The sequence below is a fragment of the Arthrobacter sp. LjRoot14 genome, assembly GCF_964253905.1.
Lineage (GTDB): Bacteria > Actinomycetota > Actinomycetes > Actinomycetales > Micrococcaceae > Arthrobacter.
Genome location: NZ_CAXURL020000001.1, coordinates 2,463,064 through 2,482,481, shown reverse-complemented (window position 1 = coordinate 2,482,481; position 19,418 = coordinate 2,463,064). Strand labels below are relative to the sequence as shown.

Here is a 19,418-nt window from a genome sequence, read left to right as displayed (position 1 = left end):
CATGGGCTGCATCCTGCTGGACGCAGTCGACGTCCTTGTGGCGGTGGATGGACGGCCGCAGCCCAAGACACTCCTCGACGGAATCTCGCTGAACCTCACCGAACAGCGGATCGGCGTGATCGGAGCCAACGGATCGGGGAAGTCCACCCTCCTGCGGCTCCTGAACGGACTGGTTGCACCGAGCCACGGAACAGTCACCGTTGACGGTGATGATACGGTCCGGTCCGTCCGTGCAGTGCGCCGCAAGGTCGGTTTTGTGTTCACGGACCCGCTCTCCCAGCTCGTGATGCCCACCGGCCGGGAAGACGTGGAACTCTCGCTGCGTCGTTCCATCCGAAACACGCGGGAGCGCCAGGACGCTGCCGCGGCCATCCTCAACCGCTTCGGGCTGATGCCGCTGGCCGACCAAAGCATCTACGAGCTGTCCGGCGGCGAACGGCAGTTGATGGCCCTGGCAGCCGTCCTTGCCGTTGAGCCTGCGGTACTGGTGCTGGACGAGCCGTCCACGCTGCTGGACCTTCGGAACCGCGAGCTTCTCCGCCGCACCATTGCCGGCCTCAGCCAGCAGATCGTGATGTCCACGCACGACCTCGATCTCGTCCGGGACATGGACCGTGTCCTGGTGGTGGAGTCCGGACAGGTGGTATTCGACGGCGCTGCCGACGCCGCCGTCGAACACTACCGGGCGTTGTCCTCAGCAGGCCTCCCGCCGGTGGACACTGCCGCTCCGCGGGTCAGTGCCGCTGCGGTGCCGCACAGTGCGGAGGGCACGTGAGCGGCCACGGATTCCTGCTGGTCAACTACGTTCCCGGCACATCACTGGTGCACCGGGCACCGCTCTGGCTGAAGTTCGTCCTGGTGGTCGGCTGCGGCATGGCCTCCTTCCTGGTGGTGGACTGGGTGGTTGCCGCAGCGGCGCTGGGCCTGATGTCCGCACTGTTCCTCGCCAGCGGCGCCGGCCCGGCACGTCTGTTCAAAGCCGTCCGACCCATCCTTCCAGTGATGGCGGCCATCGGGTTGTTCCAATGGTGGCAACTGGGCGGCCCCGTCGCGGCGCGGATCGTCCTCAACGTCCTGGTCTGTGTGGTGGCCGCGTCCATACTGACCGCCACCACGCCGATGCAGCGGCTCCTCGACGGCGTCGTCTCCCTGGCTGTGCCGTTCCGGCGGTTTGGCGCGGATCCGGAACGCTTCGCACTGACCATCGCCATCATGCTCCGCAGCATTCCGTTCATCGCCGGTGCCTACTCCGAGGTCAGGGATTCGGCCCGCGCGCGCGGGCTCGAACGCAACCCCCGGGCACTGGTCCTACCGGTCTTCATCACTACGGTGGCCTATGCGCGCCAGACCGGCGATGCCCTCGCTGCCCGGGGCCTGGGCGAGCCCGGCACGGCTGACGACGACGATCAGCCAAGCCGCTAAGCGCTGTCCAGCCGTTCGTACCGGAAGAGGACAGCGGTTCCCATGCCGCCGGCAATGCTGATCATGGCCAGCGCGAGCTGCCCGGCCCGGCGGCCCGGTGCAGAATTCCTGCGCGCCTGTGCGAGGAGCCTCGTCACAAGCACAGCCCCCGAGGCACCGTACGCATGACCCAATGCCAGCGCACCGCCGTCGAGGTTTGCCCGCTCCGGGTCGATGCCTAGGGCGTCGAGGCAGGCGAGCGTCTGAGAAGCAAAGGCCTCGTTGAATTCCACCAGGTCAAGGTCGGGAGCCCGGATGCCGCGCTCCGCAAGCAGGCGGCCGGCCGCTGCCGCGGCACCCATGCCCAGCACACGCGGGTCCACGCCCGCGGTATCGGTGCCGAGGACAAGGAGCCCGTCCGTTGCGCCCAGCTCCCGCGCACGCTGCAGGGAAGTGACCACGACGGTGGACGCCGCGTCCGCGTCGAAGCATGAGTTCCCGGCGGTGACGGTGCCGCCCTCGGCGAACGCCGGCGGGAACCGCGAGACCAGGTCCGACATCCCGGCCCGCGGACCGTCGTCGGATGCCACGGTCCCGGACTTGGCCTGCAGCGGCACCGTCTCGCCGGCGAAGCGTCCGGCGGATGCGGCTGCCAGGGCCAGGCGGTGGCTGCGCAGCGCAAACCGGTCCTGCCGGTCGCGGCTGATGCCGAAATCGGTGGCCACGTTTTCCGCGGCGCTCCCCATGTCCGGATCGCCGAAACTAAGCGGGACGAACTGGGCGCGGCGGAAAAAGGCGGGACTGCCGTCGGCGGACCTGTTCGCACGCAGCGGCGCGGTGCTGATGCTCTCCACGCCGCCCGCGAGGAAGGCGCCGTTGCCTCCTGCTGCGACGAGCCGCGACGCGAGCACAATCGCGTCCAGCCCCGACCCGCACTGCCGGTCCACGGTCACGCCGGGAACGCTGACCGGCAAACCCGCTTCAAGGGCGGCAAGGCGCGCGACGTTACCCCCTCCCCCCACGGCGTTACCGATCACCACGTCCGAAACAGCGCTTGCCGGCAGGCCGGTATCCGTCAGGAGGCGGCGCAGCACAGGGGCCAGGAGCTCATGCGCGCGGAGCTCCTTGAAGGCGCCGTTGACCCGCCGGACAGGAGTACGCAGGGCTGCAATGACCACCGGCTGCCGGTCCGCCGGCAGCTCTTCGCCGGCGGCCTTAGCCAAGGCGGCGCACCCTGGTATCCCCGCGTTCGATCCAGTCCAGCAGAAGCTGCCTGCTGACTTTCCCGCGGTCCGTCACCGGCAGTTCCGTGAGGGCAAAATACTGCAGCGGCCTCTTGTCCCGTGGCAGCACATCGTCAAGCCCGGCCTTCAGCTGGGTTGCCGTGACACCGCCGTGGGACGGGACCACCCCGGCAACCACCCGCTGCCCGCGGACATCGTCTGCCATGCCAGACGCCACGGCGGCAGCAACGCCGGGGACGGACGCGAGGGCGAGTTCCACCTCGTGCGGGTAGACGTTCTTTCCGGAGGTGATGATCATGTCGGCCCGCCGGCCCAGGATATGGAGTTCACCGTCCAGCAGGTAGCCCTGGTCCCCTACGGTGTACCAGCCCTCGAAGCAGCGCAGCGCCTGCCCGTCGTCGCCCCACAGATAGCCGTTGCTGACCATGCCGCTGCGGACGCAGATGTTACCGTCCGTGCCGTCGGGAACCTGCTCGCCCGCGTCGTTAAGGATTCGGACGTCGACGCCGGGGAAGGGTCTGCCGATTCCGGTTCCTCCGGCGTCCAGCGGCGCACCGGAGCGCAGGCCGGCCCCGGAGACGAAGCTCAGTTCGGAGGCGCCGTAGTACTCGAAGATGGTGGCTCTCGGTGCCCAGCGGCGGGCGGCTTCCAATGTCCGGGCATCCAGCTTGGACCCGGCGCAGATGATGGACGTGATGCCGGAAGCGTCCACGCACCCGGACAGTCCGCGCTCACTCAGCAACCGGAGCATGGTGGGAACCAGGACAAGGCGGGTGATGCCGTCGTGCGTGATGGCGGCGTGCACCTCGCCAACGTCGAACGATTCCAGCGTGTGGAATTCGGAGCCGGCATAGAGGCACTCAGAGAGCGCGTACAGGTTAAGGCTGGCCGCCAGCGGGCCCGGGGCGAGGGTCTTGTCCTGCTGGGTCAGACCGAAGAACTCAATGGACGCATCGAAGGAAAGCTGCCACGAGCGCCGGGACCTCGTGAACGCCTTGGGCACGGAGGTGGTGCCGGAGGTCAGTCCGACCAGGAAGGGGGATTCAGGGGTGCCGTCGCGGAGTTCAACCGAAGCCGGCCGGCCGGATTCGGCCGCGGGGCCAGTGTGCAGCCGCGCCGCGATGTCCGCTTTAAGCTGCGCGGGCCAGGTGGGGTCGAGGACAGCACATTGCCTGGCGCCGGCAACCGCGGCAGCGAAGGATATGGCGAAGTCCACGGAATTGGGCTCGGCCAGCACGGTTACCGGTCCGGTGTCCGGGGTCCGGGCTGCTGCAGCGTCCCGAAGTGCGCCCCAGCTGAGGTGCCGGCCTGCCACGACGACGGCGGTGTCGTCGGGGCGGTCATCGGCCCAGCGTTGGAGTCTGTTGAGGAAAGGCATCGGATCAACTTTACCGGCGTCCAAGGGTACTGGCGGGGCCCGTACGGCTATTGTGACTTTATGAGTTTCAATGACAACGTTCAGCTGGATCCGTCGCAGGTCCAGGACCGGCGCGGGATGGGCCGCGGAACCAAGATCGGCGGCGGGATCGGCGGCGGAATCATCCTCCTGCTGGCCGCCTTGTTTGGGGTCAACCCGCAACTGCTGGAAGGACTGACCGGCACGGTGCAGGAGCCGCAGAGCACGGGCAGCGCGCCTGCCTGCCAGACCGGCGCCGACGCTGATGCCCGGCTCGACTGCCGCATCACCGGAACCGTGAACAGCCTCAATGCGTTCTGGCCCGCCTACCTCGCCCAGTACAACACGGAGTATCCGCGTCCCACGACGGTGATCTTCAGCCAGGCCACCAACACCGGCTGCGGCGGGGCAACCTCCGAGGTGGGTCCGTTCTATTGCCCGGCCGACACCACCGCCTACTTCGACCCCGGCTTCTTCCAGGACCTGGTGGACCGGTTCGGATCTTCAGGCGGCCCGCTGGCCCAGGAATACGTTGTGGCGCACGAGTTCGGCCACCATGTCCAGAACATCATGGGCAACCTTGACCGCGCCCAGCAGGATCCGCAGGGCCCCGAATCCGGTGCCGTCCGTGTCGAACTGCAGGCCGACTGCTACGCCGGCCTTTGGGTCCGGTACGCCACAACGCAGAAGGACCCGAACACCGGTCAGCCGTTCCTTGAACCGCTGACCCAGCAGGACCTGAACGATGCGCTCTCCGCGGCATCCGCCGTTGGTGACGACCGCATCCAGAAAGCGGCAACCGGCCGGGTCTCCCCTGAGGCCTGGACGCACGGCTCCAGCGCCCAGCGGCAGAAATGGTTCTACCAGGGCTACCAGACCGGCGACATCAACAAGTGCGACACCTTTAGCGCCGCCACGCTCTAATTAGACGAAAAAACGACGGCGGCCGGTCACCTTCCCCGGGAAGGTGACCGGCCGCCGTCGTATGTTAACGGGTGCTAGATATTGAAGCCCAGCGCACGCATCTGGTCGCGTCCGTCTTCGGTGATCCGTTCCGGACCCCATGGCGGCATCCACACCCAGTTCAGCCGCCAGTCGTCCACGACGCCGTCGAGGGCCTTGCCGACCTGCTCCTCGATGACGTCCGTGAGCGGGCAGGCCGCCGTGGTGAGCGTCATGTCGATCAGGAGGGCGCCGTCGTCGTCCGAGTACTTCAGGCCGTAGAGCAGCCCGAGGTCAACGATGTTGACGCCCAGCTCGGGGTCGATGACGTCTTTCAGTGCCTCTTCGACATCTTCGAGGCCCGTGCGGGCCGCTTTGATTTCGGTCATGGCGTTGTCCTAACTAGCCCTGGACTGCAGCGTCGGCTGCAGCGATGGTGGCTGCGCCCGCACCCTTGGCGTAACGGTCGTAGCCTTCTTCTTCGAGGCGGTCGGCAAGTTCCGGGCCGCCCTCTTCGACAACCTGGCCGTCGACGAAGACGTGGACGAACTCAGGCTTGATGTAGCGCAGGATCCGCGTGTAGTGCGTGATGAGCAAGGTGCCCATGTTGCCTTCGGCGTGGGCGCGGTTGACGCCTTCGGAAACGACCTTCAAGGCGTCGACGTCCAGGCCGGAGTCGGTCTCGTCCAGGACGGCGAACTTCGGCTTGAAGAGCTCCAGCTGGAGGATCTCCACGCGCTTCTTCTCGCCGCCGGAGAAACCTTCGTTGACGTTGCGCTGGGTGAAGTCGGCGTCGATGCGCAGCTTCTGCATGGCAGCCTTGACGTCCTTGGTCCAGGTACGCAGCTTGGGAGCCTCGCCGTCGATGGCGGTCTTGGCGGTCCGCAGGAAGTTGGTCATGCTGACGCCGGGAACCTCCACGGGGTACTGCATGGCCAGGAACAGGCCGGCGCGGGCGCGCTCGTCCACGCTCATGGCCAGGACGTCTTCACCGTCGAGCGTGATGGTGCCGCTGGTGACGTTGTAGCGCGGGTGGCCGGCAATGGTCGACGCCAGCGTGGACTTGCCCGAGCCGTTGGGGCCCATGATGGCGTGGGTCTCGCCGGTCCTGATGGTCAGGCTGACGCCCTTCAGGATCTCCTTGGTGCCCTGCTCCGTCTCAATGCTGACGTGCAGGTCCTTGATCTCAAGAGTTGACATGCTCTTCTTTCTTTCGTTCGTAAGTCTTGTGAAGCCGGGCGCTCAGTAGTTGTTGACCGTGGCGCCGTTCAGAACATTGGTCACATCCACGTAGACGTCGTCACCGTGAAGCTGGACGGCGAAGACCGGTACGGGATCGTAGGCAGGAAGCTGAAGAGGCTGGCCGTTGCGCAGATCGAACTGGGAGCCGTGGCCCCAGCACTCGATCGCACAGCCTTCCACTTCGCCTTCGGACAGCGAAATGTCCGCATGCGAGCACGTGTCTCCGATGGCGTGGATTTCGCCCATCGAATCCTTGACGATGGCTACCGGGTAGTCATCGATCAGGATCCGCAGCGCCTGTTTCACCTGGATGTCGTTGGCATTGCATACCAGCTCACCCTTGGGTTGTTCACTCATGCGTTCCTGCCTGCCTGTTTCAGTTCTCGCTCGCGGCGAGCTCGCGCTCAACAGCGACAGTCAGGCGCTCTTCGAGTGCCGGAACCTTGATCTTCTGGATGATCTCGTTGAGGAAGCCGCGGACAACGAGACGGCGGGCAACATCCTCGGGGATGCCGCGGGCCATGAGGTAGAACAAGTGCTCGTCATCGAAACGTCCGGTGGAGCTGGCGTGGCCGGCACCCTCGATGAGTCCCGTTTCGATCTCAAGGTTCGGAACCGAGTCGGCACGGCAGCCGTCCGTCAGAACCAGGTTCTGGTTCTTCTCGTAGGAGTCGGTGCCGACGGCCTGCTTCTGGATCAGGACGTCGCCCACCCATACGGTGTGTGCGTCCTTGCCCTGCAGGGCGCCCTTGTAAAGCACGTTGGACTTGCAGTTGGGCACGTTGTGGTCAACGAAGGAACGGTGCTCCAGGTGCTGTCCCGCGTCGGCGAAGTAGAGGCCCAGCAGCTCGGCCTCGGCACCCTCGCCCGAGAAGCGCACGTTGGAGTTCAGGCGCACGATGGAGCCGCCCAGGGAAACGGCGATGTGCTTGTACACAGCGTCCTTGCCCACCTGCGCGTCGTGCTGGGCCAGATGCCTGGCGTCGTCTTCCCAGAGCTGCACCGAGATCACGGTGAGGTGCGCGCCCTCGCCGACGATGACTTCCAGGTTGCCGTTGTGGTCGGCAGCACCGGTGTGCTCCAGGATCACAACGCTGCGCGAGTTGGCGCCCGCTTCCAGCACATAGTGTGCGTTCGAGCGGCGGCCTGCGGCTGCGCCGTGGACCAGGATCCGCAGCGGCTCGGCCGGCTCGGCTTCAGCCGGGATGACCACGTGCAGTGCCTCGTCCGTGTTGGCGGACGCGACGGCGGCGGCCCGGTCGGCCGGGACCAGGACGGTTCCGCGGGGCGCGGCACCGGGGGCCAGCGTGCCGCGGACGTAGCCTTCCGGCGCTTCGACCGTGAAGTCGGCGGCCGGAACGGGTTCGAGGTCCGTTGCGGTGTCGGAGAGCAGGTTGGCCAGGGCGCGGACGGGGCTGAAGCGCCACTCCTCCTCGCGGCCCGTGGGCAGCGGGAAGTCGGCAACGTTGAAGCTCGTGAGGCGTTCGGCGCGGGAGGACATCACGGTCACGCCGTGATTGTGGCTGTGGTCCACCTTGGCGGCGACCAGCCCCTCGCCTTCCTCGGTGAAGCCGGCGATGGAAGGCGCTCCGATGCGGGCCTTTTCAGTAGTAATTTCGGCAGTCATTAACCGACGGATCCTTCCATCTGGAGTTCAATGAGGCGGTTCAGCTCGAGGGCGTATTCCATCGGCAGCTCACGTGCAATCGGCTCAATGAAGCCGCGAACGATCATCGCCATGGCCTCGTCTTCGCGCATGCCGCGTGACATCAGATAGAAGAGCTGCTCTTCGGAAACGCGCGAGACGGTTGCCTCGTGACCCAGCTGGACGTCATCTTCACGGATGTCGATGTACGGGTAGGTGTCCGACCGGCTGATCGTGTCGACGAGCAGGGCGTCACAGCGGACGGTGTTGGCCGAGTGCTTGGCGCCTTCGCGGACCTGGACCAGGCCGCGGTAAGCGGCACGGCCGCCGCCGCGGGCCACGGACTTGGAAACGATGGAGCTCTTGGTGTTCGGCGCAATGTGCACCATCTTCGATCCCGTGTCCTGGTGCTGGCCTTCGCCGGCGAACGCGATGGAAAGAGTCTCACCCTTGGCGTGCTCGCCCACGAGGTAGACGGCCGGGTACTTCATGGTGACCTTGGAGCCGATGTTGCCATCGATCCACTCCATGGTGGCGCCCTCTTCGCAGATGGCGCGCTTGGTGACCAGGTTGTACACGTTGTTGGACCAGTTCTGGATGGTCGTGTAGCGGACGCGGGCGCCCTTCTTCACGATGATTTCCACAACGGCGGAGTGCAGCGAATCCGAGGTGTAGATCGGCGCCGTGCAGCCTTCGATGTAGTGGACGTAGGAGTCCTCGTCGGCGATGATCAGCGTGCGCTCGAACTGACCCATGTTTTCCGTGTTGATGCGGAAGTACGCCTGCAGCGGGATGTCCACGTGGACACCCTTCGGAACGTAGACGAAGGATCCGCCGGACCATACGGCCGTGTTGAGCGACGCGAACTTGTTGTCGCCCACGGGGATGATGGTGCCGAAGTACTCCTGGAAGATCTCCGGGTGCTCGCGCAGGGCGGTGTCCGTGTCCAGGAAGATGACGCCCTGGGCTTCCAGGTCCTCGCGGATCTGGTGGTACACAACTTCGGATTCGTACTGCGCCGCCACGCCTGAAACCAAGCGGCTGCGCTCGGCTTCCGGGATGCCCAGCTTCTCGTACGTGTTGCGGATGTCCTCGGGGAGGTCCTCCCACGTGGCGGCCTGCTTCTCGGTGGAGCGCACGAAGTACTTGATGTTGTCGAAGTCAATGCCGGAGAGGTCTGCACCCCAGGTGGGCATGGGCTTGCGGTCGAAGTACTTCAGGCCCTTCAGGCGGAGATCCAGCATCCACTCCGGCTCGTTCTTCTTGGCCGAAATGTCCCGGACAACTTCGTCGTTGATGCCACGACGCGCGTTGGCTCCGACATCATTCTTGTCGGCCCAGCCGTACTCATAGGTGCCGATACCGTGGAGCTCGGGGTTCTTCTCCAGAATCTCCGAAATCACAGTAGTTTCAGCAACCTTATTCTCTGATAGTTGGTCCGTCATCACGGCCTTTCTTGCAGATGGTTGGATACTTCGCCCAGGCTGTCCGTGGTGTGTCCGGGACCCGAGGGCCCCTTGGCGGCCGGACGGCCTGTAGGTATGTGGGTAGTGCAGACGTGCCCGCCCCGTGCAAGGGTGGACAGCCTGCGCACGTCAACGCCGACGAGCCGGGAAAATACTTCGGTCTCGACGTCGCAGAACACGGGGAACTTGGTGGCCAGCTGCTGGATGGGGCAATGGCCCTGGCACAGCTGAACGCTGGAGAGCGCGGCAGGCAGTGGCGCTTTGGCTTCGATGGAGGCTGCGGAGGCCACGAACCCGTCTCGGCTCAACGCTGCGGACAGGGCCTGCGCCCGCGCAGTGATGTCCGTTCCGGCGGCTTCGATCTCCGGGGCATAGCGACGCTCCATGTCGGCAAAGCGCTCGACGGCGAACTCGCGGACGGCGTCGGGTCCGGCGATCTCGCCCAGTCGCTGGAGGGCCTGGCCCGCAATGTCGAGGTAGTCGTCTCCCAGGCTGGACTGGCCCTGGGAACTGAGGACGTAGCGCCGGGCGGGGCGTCCGGCGCCGGCACCCGCTTTGGCGACGCGCTTGACTTCAATAACGCCGTTGCGGGAGAGGTGGTCCAGGTGGCGTCGCACGGCGGCGGGAGTGAAGCCGAGCAGGTCGCCGAGTTCGGCAGCGCTGACAGGCCCGTGCTCCAGTACGGCATTCAGTACACGGTCGCGGGTGCGCTCGTCGGAGTCCGCCGGCAACGTGTGCGGCGCGGGCGCCTGGCGTGATGCAGGCGCAGACGTCCCGCGCCGGAACGAACCGGCGGCGCCGTCAGGCGCGGCTTGCCCGGTCCGGGGCGCAGAAAGTCGAGTGCTCATGGAATACACAACACAATCATGTCGTAATTTACTCCCCCGTTCCAGTAAGGCGAGGCTGACCTGCGGTCACATCCGGTCGGGTGGCGTGCGTACTACATCCCGTAGAATGCTTTGGTGCGATCTCCCGATTCCCCCGTCCTGTCCATTACGGGACTCATTAAGGACGTTGGCCCGCTGGCCTCCCTTGACGGCAAGATGCTCCGGGTGGTCAGCGGCGTATCCCTCACCGCGGAACGCGGACAGGTCACTGCCCTGCTGGGAGCCAACGGTGCCGGTAAAACGACCACCATCGAATGCGCCCAGGGTTTGCAGCGGCGGTCCGGCGGTGCGGTGTCCCTGCTGGGCCAGGATCCGGACGCCTCGGGGGCGTCCCTCCGTTCCCGCGTTGGCGTGATGCTGCAGGACGGCGGGTTGCCGCCGTCGGCCCGTCCCATCCCCCTGCTGAAGCATATCGCCGGAATGTACCAGGATCCATGGCCGGCGGATGATTTGATCGGACGCCTTGGCATTGACACTTTCAGCCGGACCACGGTCCGGCGCCTCTCGGGCGGCCAGCGGCAGCGGCTGGCCCTTGCGGCGGCCCTGGTGGGAAACCCCGAGGTCCTCTTCCTGGACGAGCCGAGCGCCGGGCTGGATCCGCAGTCGCGCCAGCTTGTCTTCCAGCTCATTTCCGAATTGCGGGACGCCGGCATGGGAATCATCCTGACGACCCACCTCATGGACGATGCCCAGCGGCTCGCCGACTACGTGTACATCATCGATGCAGGCCGGAACGTCGCCGAAGGTACCGTGGCCCAATTGCTCCAGCGGAACATCGGTGCTGACTCCGCCCAGGAACATGTCCGGACGCTGCTCTTCGAGGCGCGGCCCGGACTCGACTTCGCGGGCGTGCTGCCTGCCGCCGTCGACGTCCGCGAGACCCGCGCGGGGAGCTATGCCGCAACCGGCGCGCTGACACCTGACGACCTGGCAGCGCTGACAGCCTGGTGGGCCGCGCACGGCATCATGCCCGGTTCCATGAGCCTGGAGGCCCGAAGCCTCGAAGACGTATTTTTGGACATTTCGGGAAGGGAGATCCGATGAGCCGGGTTCTCGGCAGCGCTCCTGCCCCGCTGCTTCGCCGCATTCTGCTCCAGGGCAAATACGAAGCTCTCACTATGCTCCGGAACGGCGAGCAGCTCATTCTGGCAATCGTGCTGCCCCTGCTGGCATTGGTGGGCCTGACCGTCACTCCGCTGCTGGACGGCCTCGGCGGCAGCCGCGTTGATGTGGCGGTACCGGGCATCCTCGCCCTGTGCGCGATGTCCACTGCCTTCACCGGGCAGGGCATCTCCACCGGCTTCGACCGCCGTTACGGGGTGCTGCGCTTCCTGTCCACCACTCCCCTGGGCCGCACGGGCCTGATCGCAGGAAAGATCCTGGCCGTGCTGGCCGTACTGGTCCTTCAGGTACTCGTGGTGGGCACAGTTGCTTTCGTGCTCGGCTGGCAGCCGACGACGGCGGGCTGGGTGCCGGCGCTGGTACTGCTGGTTCTGGGGGCGGCAGCGTTCACGGCCCTGGGGCTTCTGGTCGCAGGCACAGTCCGGCCGGAGGCGACCCTGGCCATCACCAACCTTCTGTGGATCCTGCTCGGAGCCCTGGGCGGCATCGTACTGCCCGCCGAACGGCTGCCCGGCCCGGCCCGGGAATTGGTGCACTTCCTGCCCTCCGGGGCATTGGGCGAGGCGCTGAGGGACGCCTTCCTTGCCGGCAGCTTCAATGGAGGCGCCACCCTAATCCTGCTGCTCTGGACGGCAATCGCCGGCGCAGCGGCCATCCGTTGGTTCAAGTGGAATTGAGAAAAACGTGAGTACGGCATCGCGCCTCCCCCAGATACTCGGACGCATGACGTCCAAGCTGCCAGTCACAGTGGACTCGACCGTCCGCAGGCTGGCCGTCCTCTCCCTCATCGGACAGACGGTGCTCGTGGTGACCGGCGGCGCAGTCCGCCTCACTGCGTCCGGGCTCGGCTGCCCCACCTGGCCGCGCTGTACTGATGCGTCCCTGGTCAACACTCCGGAGATGGGCATCCACGGTTTCATCGAATTCGGCAACCGGCTCCTGACGTTCGCGCTGGCGGCGATTGCGGTGCTCATGCTGGTGTATTTGTGGAACCTCCGCAAAGAGCGCAGGGACCTCTTCCTGCTGGCACTGGGCCTGCTGGCAAGCATCCCGGCCCAAGCGGTCATCGGCGGCATCACGGTGCTCACCCAGCTCAACCCGTGGGTCGTCGGTCTCCACTTCCTGGTCTCGATGGCCCTCGTTGTTATCGCCACGCTGCTGGTCAACCGGGCCTACGGGCGTACGGGACGGTTCCCCGCCGTCGCGCTTCCCGCCCTTCCCGGCGCCGCCCGCCCGGTGATGGCCGCCGTCGCGCTGTTTTCCGCCGTCGCCGTGATGCTCGGGGTGGTGGTTACCGGAGCGGGGCCGCACGCGGGTGACGCCGACGCTCCCCGGAACAATCTCGACTGGGATCTCTTCTCGCACATCCACGCCGTGCCCGCCTACCTGGTCACCGCCGGGGCACTGTTCGGCGTGTTCCTCGTATTCCGCGGCCGAATCACAGGACCGTTCCGCCCCGCTGTCCTGATGCTGCTGGGTGTCACGGTGATCCAGGCAATCATCGGCTTCACACAGTATTACAGCGGCATTCCCGCGCTGCTGGTTGGCACCCACATGCTCGGTGCGGCTCTCCTCATGAGTGCCGCCACCAACGCGGCGGACCTCGCACGGTTCAGCATGGTCAAGTAGGGCTTACCGGCCGGCAAGACTGCCGGGCCCGGTTATGCGGTGCCATTCGAGCAGACGGCTCGAAAGAAGCACCCCGGTCCGCATGGTCCGGGGTGTTTCTTAACCCCCGGAAAGTAACACCACCCCTTCCCCCTCCCCGACGCTCTCTCAGATCCTGCAGGTTTTCCCCCGACGCTCTCTCAGATCCTGCAGGTTTTCCCCCGACGCTCTCTCAGTTGTGGCGGCAAAGCAGAACGCTCCCTCACCTGTGCGGTTCCACAGTGAACTGGTCCCCGATAGTTGGACTGGCTAAATCGGATTCTAGGCCGCAAGGGTCTGGGCTCGGTATTGCACCGGGCTCAGGCCCTTGAGCCTTGTGGAGATTCTTTCGTTGTTGTACCAGCGGATGTACTCGGGAAGTGCCGAGGCCAGGGCGTCGGTGCTGAGGAAGCGGACGTGGTGGAAGAGCTCTTCTTTGAGGTGTCCGAAGAAGTTTTCCATGACGGCGTTGTCGTAGCAGTTGCCCTTGCGGGACATCGACTGCGCGGCGCCGGCATCTTTGAGAAGGATCCGCCATGAGGCGTGTTGGTATTGGACGCCTTGGTCCGAATGCACCAGCGGCTGCTGCCCCGGCTCAAGACGGGCGAGGGCGCTGCGGAGCGAACTGTTGGTCAGTTCCAGGTTCGGCGAGCTGCCAACGGAATAGGAGATGATCTGTCGGTCGAAGAGGTCCATGACTGGTGAGAGGTAGAGCTTCCGGTCCCCGACGCGGAACTCCGTCACGTCCGTGACCCACTTCTGGTTCGGAGCGTCAGCATCAAACTTCCGGTTCAGCAGATTCGGGGCAATAGCGCCCTGCTCACCTTGGTAGGAGTTATAGCGCTTCCTTCGGCGGACCTTACAGAGCAGCTGCAGTGAGCGCATCAGTTTCAGCACGGTCTTCTTCGCAACCGCCCACCCTTGCTTGGTTAGCTCGCTGTGGATGCGGCGATGGCCGTAGCGGCCATGGTTTGTCGTGAAGATCTCCGTGACTGCGGCCTTGAGTGCTTCCTTGGGGTCTGGAGATCGAAGCCGGGCCTGGTGGTAGAAGAACGTCGAGCGGGCCAGGCCCGCGACCGGCAGCAGGACCGGGAGAGGGTAGTCAGCCTTGAGGGCAATGAGGGCCTGAACCTTCACTGTCGTTCCTGAGCCCTCAAGGCCCGCAATTTTCCCAGATATGCCACCTCCGCGCGGAGTCGTTCGTTCTCCCGGCGCAACCGTTCCAGTTCGGTTAACTCGGCCGGTGGAGGTGGAGCTGCGGACTTCGCGGGCCTGCCTTTGGCCCTGGGACGTAATGCCTCCGCACCATCACGGCGATACGCCCGGACCCACTTTTGCAGCAACTGACGCGAGGACAAGCCGGCCTCCACAGCCAGGTCCTGGCCGGCCTCGCCCGCGAGGAACCGCTCCACTAAGGCCAGCTTGAACTCGAACGAGTACGACTTCGCCGGTTTGCTCACCAGCACTCCTTGCCCATGAATCCTCCACCGCCCATACAGCGCCCTAACGGGCACCCACGGCGCATCCAGCAAACGCGCCGCTGCCCGATACCCGATGCCTTTCTCAAACCACGCTACCGCCGCCTCGCGCTGGACCTCAGACAACAAACTATTTGCACGCATAAAACTGCTCCCCGGAAGTCGGAACTGAATTTCTCAGTCCAACTTCCGGGGAGCAGTTCACAGAGTGAGAGAGCGTCCGGGTTTAGGCGGCAGGAAGTGAGAGAGCGTCTAGCCCATGATGGCTGAACCCACGAAGGGGTCGACAGCCAGTGCAATGAAGAGCAGGGTCAGGTAGCTGATGGAACCGTGGAAGACCTTCATGGCCCCCTTGTTGGAGACGTCGCCGCCCTGGGCCCGGTTATAGAGGGCATGCGATTCGTACAGGAACCAGGCGCCGGCCACGACGGCGGTCACCGTGTAGACCCAGCCGGCCCCGCCGGCGGGGATCAGCAGCAGCGAGCAGGCAACCATGGCCCACGCGTACAGGACGACCTGGACCGAGACTACCTTTGCGCCGGCGATTGCCCCGAGCATCGGCACGTTGGCGTTGCGGTAGTCCTCGCCGTAGCGCATGGACAGCGGCCAGTAGTGCGGAGGGGTCCACAGGAAAATCACCATGAACAGGACGATGGCCGGCCACTCCACCGTGTTGGTCACGGCGGCCCAGGCGATCAGCACCGGGAAGCATCCGGCCGCTCCGCCCCAGACGATGTTCTGGGCCGTGCGGCGCTTAAGGATCATCGTGTAGATGACAACGTAGAAAACGATGGCGCCGAGGCCTAGCCACGCCGAGAGGGGGTTGGCGCCGAACCAGAGGATCGCGATGGCGGCCGCACCCAGCAACCAGGAGAAGACCAGCGCCTCGCGCGGAGTCACTTCACCGGTGACCAGGGGCCGGTTCTCGGTCCGGTGCATCAACTTGTCGATGTCGCGGTCGATATAGCAGTTGAATGCACCGGCACTGCCGGCAGCGAACGCTCCGCCCACGAGCGTTGCAAGGATCAGCCCGATGGAGGGGAATCCGCGTTCAGCGTAGATCATGGTGGGCAGCGTGCTCACCAGCAGGAGCTCGATGACCCGCGGTTTCGTGAGGGCAAGGTACGCCTTGGCTTTGCGGGCTATCCCGATCTTTCCGGGGAGCCGGGAGGCGTTCAGCGGCGTATCTGTTGTGCTCACGGTGGCAGTCACTCTGTTCTGTCTGGCTGTTCAGTCCGGCTGGTTCTCGCAGCGGCGGCGGCCCAAAAAGGGCCCGCTCCTTCCGGCGGTGGCCTCCGAATATCATACCGTGGCTCTCCGGCGCCCAAAGCCCCCATGATTCCGGCAGGTTAACCGATCCTCACGGCAGCGGCGCAGCGTGGTGATTCATATAAGGAAAATTCAGTCCACTTAGTGAGATATACGCTGACCAGCCCTTGGAATGGGGCTAAGCTGTCTGCAGATCAGCACGCAAGGAATGCCAAAGGAATGCGCATTCCCGGAATCTCGAACGCGACTGAATGAAGATCAACGTTTCAATGGTGAACGGCTGGTACTAACCGCAGCGGGCGCCATTATGTGTGTCCCCGCTCCGGCCTGTTCGTACCACCTGCCGTCAGCACAGAGAGGGGCCCGGTTTTCGTGCCACATTTGGAAGAGCAAGAACTGTCATGGACCAGTTTGGACCAGCGAGCCGTTGACACGGTCCGCATTCTGGCCGCGGACGCGGTCGAAAAGGTAGGCAACGGCCACCCGGGCACCGCGATGAGCCTCGCCCCGGCCGCGTACCTTCTCTTCCAGAAGCTGATGCGCCACGATCCGAAGAACCCGGACTGGATCGGCCGCGACCGGTTCATCCTCTCCCCCGGCCACACGTCCCTGACGCTGTACATCCAGCTGTTCCTCTCCGGCTACGGCCTGGAACTGAAGGACCTGAAGGCGCTGCGGACCTGGGGTTCGCTGACTCCGGGACACCCGGAGTACAAGCACACCGCCGGCGTGGAAATCACCACCGGCCCGCTGGGCCAGGGCCTGGCGTCCTCGGTCGGTTTCGCGTACTCCCAGCGCCGCCAACGCGGACTGTTCGACGCCGATGCTCCCGCCGGCACCTCACCGTTCGACCACACGATCTGGGTCATTGCCTCCGACGGCGACCTCCAGGAAGGCGTGACCTCCGAGGCTTCCTCGCTGGCCGGCCACCAGGAACTCGGCAACCTCGTCGTGGTGTACGACGAGAACCACATCTCCATTGAAGACGACACCGACGTCGCGTTCACCGAGGACGTCCTCAAGCGCTACGAAGCCTACGGCTGGCACGTCCAGCGCGTGGACTGGACGAAGACCGGCGAATACAAGGAAGACGTGCAGGAACTGTACGCCGCCCTCCTCGCTGCAAAAGCGGAGACCTCCAAGCCCTCGATCGTGTCGCTGCGAACCATCATCGGCTACCCGGCGCCGAAGAAGCAGAACACCGGCAAGATCCACGGCTCCGCCCTGGGTGCCGAGGAAGTCGCCGCGCTGAAGAGCGTGCTGGGCTTTGACCCCGCGAAGACGTTCGAGGTTGACGAAGAGGTGCTGGCCCACGCCCGCGCCGTCGTGGACCGCGGTGCGGCCGCCCGCAGCGAATGGCAGGACTCCTTCGAAGCATGGCAGGCATCCAACCCCGACGCCGCCGCGCTGCTGGAACGTGTCGAGGCCCGCAAGCTCCCGGTGGAACTCGATTCTGCCCTGCCGGTGTTCGAAGCAGGCAAGGACGTCTCCACCCGTGCCGCCTCCGGCAAGGTCCTGAACGCGATCGGGCCGGTCATGCCGGAACTGTGGGGCGGCTCGGCCGACCTCGCCGAATCAAACAACACCACCATCGAAGGTTCGCCCTCGTTCATCCCCGTGTCCCGGTCCACCGATGCGTGGAAGGGCAACCCGTACGGCCGGGTGCTGCACTTCGGCATCCGTGAGCATGCCGCCGCCTCGATCGTGAACGGCATCGCCCTGCACGGCAAGACACGCGCGTTCTCCGGTACCTTCCTGATCTTCTCCGACTACCAGCGCCCGGCCATCCGCCTCGGCGCACTGATGGGTGTCCCGTCCCTGTACGTCTGGACGCACGACTCCATCGGCCTCGGCGAAGACGGCCCCACCCACCAGCCGGTGGAGCAGCTGGCCTCCCTGCGCGCCATTCCGGGCCTGGACGTTGTCCGCCCCGGTGACGCGAACGAGGTTTCCGCCGCCTGGAAGGCCATGCTCGAAAACCACGAGAACCCGGCCGGCATCGTCCTGACCCGCCAGAATATCCCCACCTACGCCCGCGGCGAAGGCGACGCCGAGGGTGACACCTTCGGTGCCGTCTCCGGCGTGGCCAAGGGCGGCTATGTCCTGGCCGAAGCCTCCAAGGACGGCAAGACCGCCGACGCCCAGGTCATCCTGATCGGCACCGGTTCCGAGGTCCAGCTGGCCGTGAACGCCCGCGAAGCCCTCCAGGCCGAAGGCATCCCCACCCGTGTGGTGTCGATGCCGTGCGTGGAGTGGTTCAACAAGCAGGACGCCACCTACCGTGACGCCGTCCTGCCCCCGGCCGTGAAGGCGCGCGTGTCTGTCGAAGCAGGCCTGGCCCTGGGCTGGAAGGAATTCGTCGGCGACGCCGGCCGTTCCATCAGCCTGGAGCACTTCGGCGCCTCCGCCGACTACAAGCGCCTCTTCCAGGAATTCGGCATCACGGCAGAAGCAGTAGCCGCCGCGGCCAAGGAATCCCTCGCCGGCCTCTCCAACTGATCAACCCCCACGGTTCCGGGGGACGTTGCGCCCCCGGAACCCCTGATTTCCAGGAGTTATGACATGACTACCCCCACCCAGCAGCTCTCGGACGCCGGCGTCTCGATCTGGCTCGACGACCTCTCCCGCGGCCGCCTGCAGACCGGCACCCTGCGCAAGCTCATCGAAGAGAAGAACGTCGTTGGTGTCACCACCAACCCGTCCATCTTCCACGCCGCCATCACCTCCGGCACGGACTACGACGCCACCATCGCTGAGCAGGCAGCAGCCGATGCCACCGTTGAAGAGACCGTCTTCGAAATCACCACCACTGACGTTGCCGACGCCTGCGACCTGTTCGCCCCCGTCGCCGCAGCCACCAAGGGCGTTGACGGCCGGGTGTCCATCGAAGTGGACCCCCGCCTCGCCTGGGACACCGCCGGCACCATCGCCGAAGCGAAGCACCTGTACAAGAAGGTCAACAAGGACAACGTCCTCATCAAGATCCCGGCAACCCTCGAAGGCCTCGAGGCCATCACGGCCACCCTGGCCGAGGGCATCAGCGTCAACGTGACCTTGATCTTCTCGCTGGAACGCTACCGCGCAGTCATCAACGCGTTCCAGTCCGGCCTGGAACAGGCCAAGGGCAACGGCCACGACCTTTCCAAGATCCACTCGGTCGCGTCCTTCTTCGTCTCCCGCGTCGACGCCGAAATCGACAAGCGCCTCGACGCCATCGGCACCGACGAAGCCAAGGCACTCAAGGGCAAGGCCGGCCTGGCCAACGCCCGCCTGGCCTACCAGGTGTACGAGGAGCTCTTCTCCACCGAACGCTGGGCACTGCTCGCCGAAGCCGGCGCCCTCCCGCAGCGCCCGCTGTGGGCCTCGACCGGAGTGAAGGACCCGGCCTACCCGGACACCCTCTACGTCACCGAACTCGTCGCACCCGGCGTAGTCAACACCATGCCGGAGAAGACCCTCGACGCCACGTTCGACCACGGTGTGGTCACGGGCGACACCGTCACCCGCGGCTACGACGACGCAAACGCGACGCTGAACGCCCTCGACGCGCTGGGGATTTCCTACAACGACGTCGTGGCACTGCTTGAGTCCGAGGGCCTGGATAAGTTCGTGGCCAGCTGGAAGGAACTGCTGGGTGACGTCGAAGGCGCCCTGGCCTCTGCACGGAAGGCTTCCTAAC

Annotated in this window: 19 protein-coding genes; 8 read left to right on the top strand and 11 right to left on the bottom strand. The window is 65.5% G+C overall.

What is annotated here, in order from left to right:
- Position 1: 1 nt before the first annotated feature.
- Positions 2–775 (top strand): energy-coupling factor ABC transporter ATP-binding protein, encoded by a 774-nt coding sequence (locus ACSQ12_RS11035; RefSeq protein WP_436065433.1) that lies wholly within the window; start codon positions 2–4, stop codon positions 773–775.
- On the top strand, positions 772–1,422 hold the full coding sequence (locus tag ACSQ12_RS11030) for an energy-coupling factor transporter transmembrane component T family protein (protein ID WP_436065432.1): 651 nt from the start codon (positions 772–774) through the stop codon (positions 1,420–1,422). Before ACSQ12_RS11035 ends, ACSQ12_RS11030 begins: the two co-directional genes overlap by 4 nt.
- On the opposite strand, the gene ACSQ12_RS11025 is transcribed toward ACSQ12_RS11030, so the two are convergent.
- Together ACSQ12_RS11025 and ACSQ12_RS11020 are read right to left on the bottom strand one after the other, a co-directional pair.
- The gene (locus ACSQ12_RS11025; RefSeq protein ID WP_436065431.1) at positions 1,419–2,624 is read right to left on the bottom strand and encodes a thiolase family protein; all 1,206 of its coding nucleotides are present in this window, start codon (positions 2,622–2,624) and stop codon (positions 1,419–1,421) included. The genes ACSQ12_RS11030 and ACSQ12_RS11025 overlap by 4 nt on opposite strands.
- Entirely contained in the window at positions 2,617–4,023 is a 1,407-nt protein-coding gene (locus tag ACSQ12_RS11020) for a class I adenylate-forming enzyme family protein (RefSeq protein ID WP_436065430.1), read from the bottom strand. The genes ACSQ12_RS11025 and ACSQ12_RS11020 overlap by 8 nt, the downstream gene beginning before the upstream one ends.
- 60 nt (positions 4,024–4,083) lie before the next feature.
- Here ACSQ12_RS11020 and ypfJ point away from each other — a divergent pair, with 60 nt between their 5' ends.
- The gene (gene ypfJ, locus ACSQ12_RS11015; protein WP_011691954.1) at positions 4,084–4,965 is read left to right on the top strand and encodes a KPN_02809 family neutral zinc metallopeptidase; all 882 of its coding nucleotides are present in this window, start codon (positions 4,084–4,086) and stop codon (positions 4,963–4,965) included.
- A 74-nt stretch (positions 4,966–5,039) separates the two neighbouring features.
- Here ypfJ and ACSQ12_RS11010 read toward each other — a convergent pair whose 3' ends face one another.
- From ACSQ12_RS11010 to ACSQ12_RS10985, 6 genes are read right to left on the bottom strand one after another with little or no spacing between them, the layout of a single operon-like run.
- Positions 5,040–5,372 carry a metal-sulfur cluster assembly factor gene (locus ACSQ12_RS11010; protein ID WP_011691953.1) on the bottom strand — a complete coding sequence of 111 codons (333 nt, stop codon included), beginning with the start codon at positions 5,370–5,372 and terminating at the stop codon, positions 5,040–5,042.
- Positions 5,373–5,385: 13 nt separating this feature from the next.
- Positions 5,386–6,183, bottom strand: a complete 798-nt coding sequence (gene sufC / locus ACSQ12_RS11005) for a Fe-S cluster assembly ATPase SufC (protein ID WP_209744785.1) — start codon at positions 6,181–6,183, stop codon at positions 5,386–5,388.
- A gap of 42 nt (positions 6,184–6,225) precedes the next feature.
- Positions 6,226–6,582 (bottom strand): non-heme iron oxygenase ferredoxin subunit, encoded by a 357-nt coding sequence (locus tag ACSQ12_RS11000; RefSeq protein WP_209744787.1) that lies wholly within the window; start codon positions 6,580–6,582, stop codon positions 6,226–6,228.
- Positions 6,583–6,601: 19 nt separating this feature from the next.
- Positions 6,602–7,852: a Fe-S cluster assembly protein SufD gene (gene sufD, locus ACSQ12_RS10995; RefSeq protein ID WP_436065429.1), complete on the bottom strand. Its 1,251-nt coding sequence runs from the start codon at positions 7,850–7,852 to the stop codon at positions 6,602–6,604.
- On the bottom strand, positions 7,852–9,315 hold the full coding sequence (gene sufB / locus ACSQ12_RS10990) for a Fe-S cluster assembly protein SufB (protein ID WP_011691949.1): 1,464 nt from the start codon (positions 9,313–9,315) through the stop codon (positions 7,852–7,854). Before sufB ends, sufD begins: the two co-directional genes overlap by 1 nt.
- Positions 9,315–10,193 (bottom strand): helix-turn-helix transcriptional regulator, encoded by an 879-nt coding sequence (locus ACSQ12_RS10985; RefSeq protein ID WP_436065428.1) that lies wholly within the window; start codon positions 10,191–10,193, stop codon positions 9,315–9,317. The genes sufB and ACSQ12_RS10985 overlap by 1 nt, the downstream gene beginning before the upstream one ends.
- Positions 10,194–10,298: 105 nt before the next feature.
- Between ACSQ12_RS10985 and ACSQ12_RS10980 the strand changes: the two genes are divergently transcribed.
- The 3 genes from ACSQ12_RS10980 to ACSQ12_RS10970 are packed head-to-tail and all read left to right on the top strand — an operon-like array spanning position 10,299 to position 12,974.
- Positions 10,299–11,267 (top strand): ABC transporter ATP-binding protein, encoded by a 969-nt coding sequence (locus ACSQ12_RS10980; protein WP_436065427.1) that lies wholly within the window; start codon positions 10,299–10,301, stop codon positions 11,265–11,267.
- Complete coding sequence (locus ACSQ12_RS10975; RefSeq protein ID WP_209744799.1) at positions 11,264–12,022, top strand: ABC transporter permease; 759 nt, start codon at positions 11,264–11,266, stop codon at positions 12,020–12,022. Before ACSQ12_RS10980 ends, ACSQ12_RS10975 begins: the two co-directional genes overlap by 4 nt.
- Before the next feature lie 7 nt (positions 12,023–12,029).
- Positions 12,030–12,974 carry a COX15/CtaA family protein gene (locus tag ACSQ12_RS10970; protein WP_436065426.1) on the top strand — a complete coding sequence of 315 codons (945 nt, stop codon included), beginning with the start codon at positions 12,030–12,032 and terminating at the stop codon, positions 12,972–12,974.
- Between the two features lie 300 nt (positions 12,975–13,274).
- Here the strand turns inward: ACSQ12_RS10970 and ACSQ12_RS10965 are convergent, their stop codons facing one another.
- The 3 genes from ACSQ12_RS10965 to ACSQ12_RS10955 form a co-directional block, all read right to left on the bottom strand.
- Complete coding sequence (locus ACSQ12_RS10965) at positions 13,275–14,129, bottom strand: IS3 family transposase (RefSeq protein ID WP_436065425.1); 855 nt, start codon at positions 14,127–14,129, stop codon at positions 13,275–13,277.
- Positions 14,126–14,452 carry a helix-turn-helix domain-containing protein gene (locus ACSQ12_RS10960; protein WP_436065424.1) on the bottom strand — a complete coding sequence of 109 codons (327 nt, stop codon included), beginning with the start codon at positions 14,450–14,452 and terminating at the stop codon, positions 14,126–14,128. The genes ACSQ12_RS10965 and ACSQ12_RS10960 overlap by 4 nt, the downstream gene beginning before the upstream one ends.
- 270 nt (positions 14,453–14,722) lie before the next feature.
- Entirely contained in the window at positions 14,723–15,682 is a 960-nt protein-coding gene (locus tag ACSQ12_RS10955; protein ID WP_209744804.1) for a heme o synthase, read from the bottom strand.
- A gap of 438 nt (positions 15,683–16,120) precedes the next feature.
- Here ACSQ12_RS10955 and tkt point away from each other — a divergent pair, with 438 nt between their 5' ends.
- Together tkt and tal are read left to right on the top strand one after the other, a co-directional pair.
- Complete coding sequence (tkt, locus tag ACSQ12_RS10950) at positions 16,121–18,238, top strand: transketolase (protein WP_436066984.1); 2,118 nt, start codon at positions 16,121–16,123, stop codon at positions 18,236–18,238.
- Positions 18,239–18,301: 63 nt separating this feature from the next.
- The gene (tal, locus tag ACSQ12_RS10945; protein WP_436065423.1) at positions 18,302–19,417 is read left to right on the top strand and encodes a transaldolase; all 1,116 of its coding nucleotides are present in this window, start codon (positions 18,302–18,304) and stop codon (positions 19,415–19,417) included.
- Position 19,418: the final 1 nt, after the last annotated feature.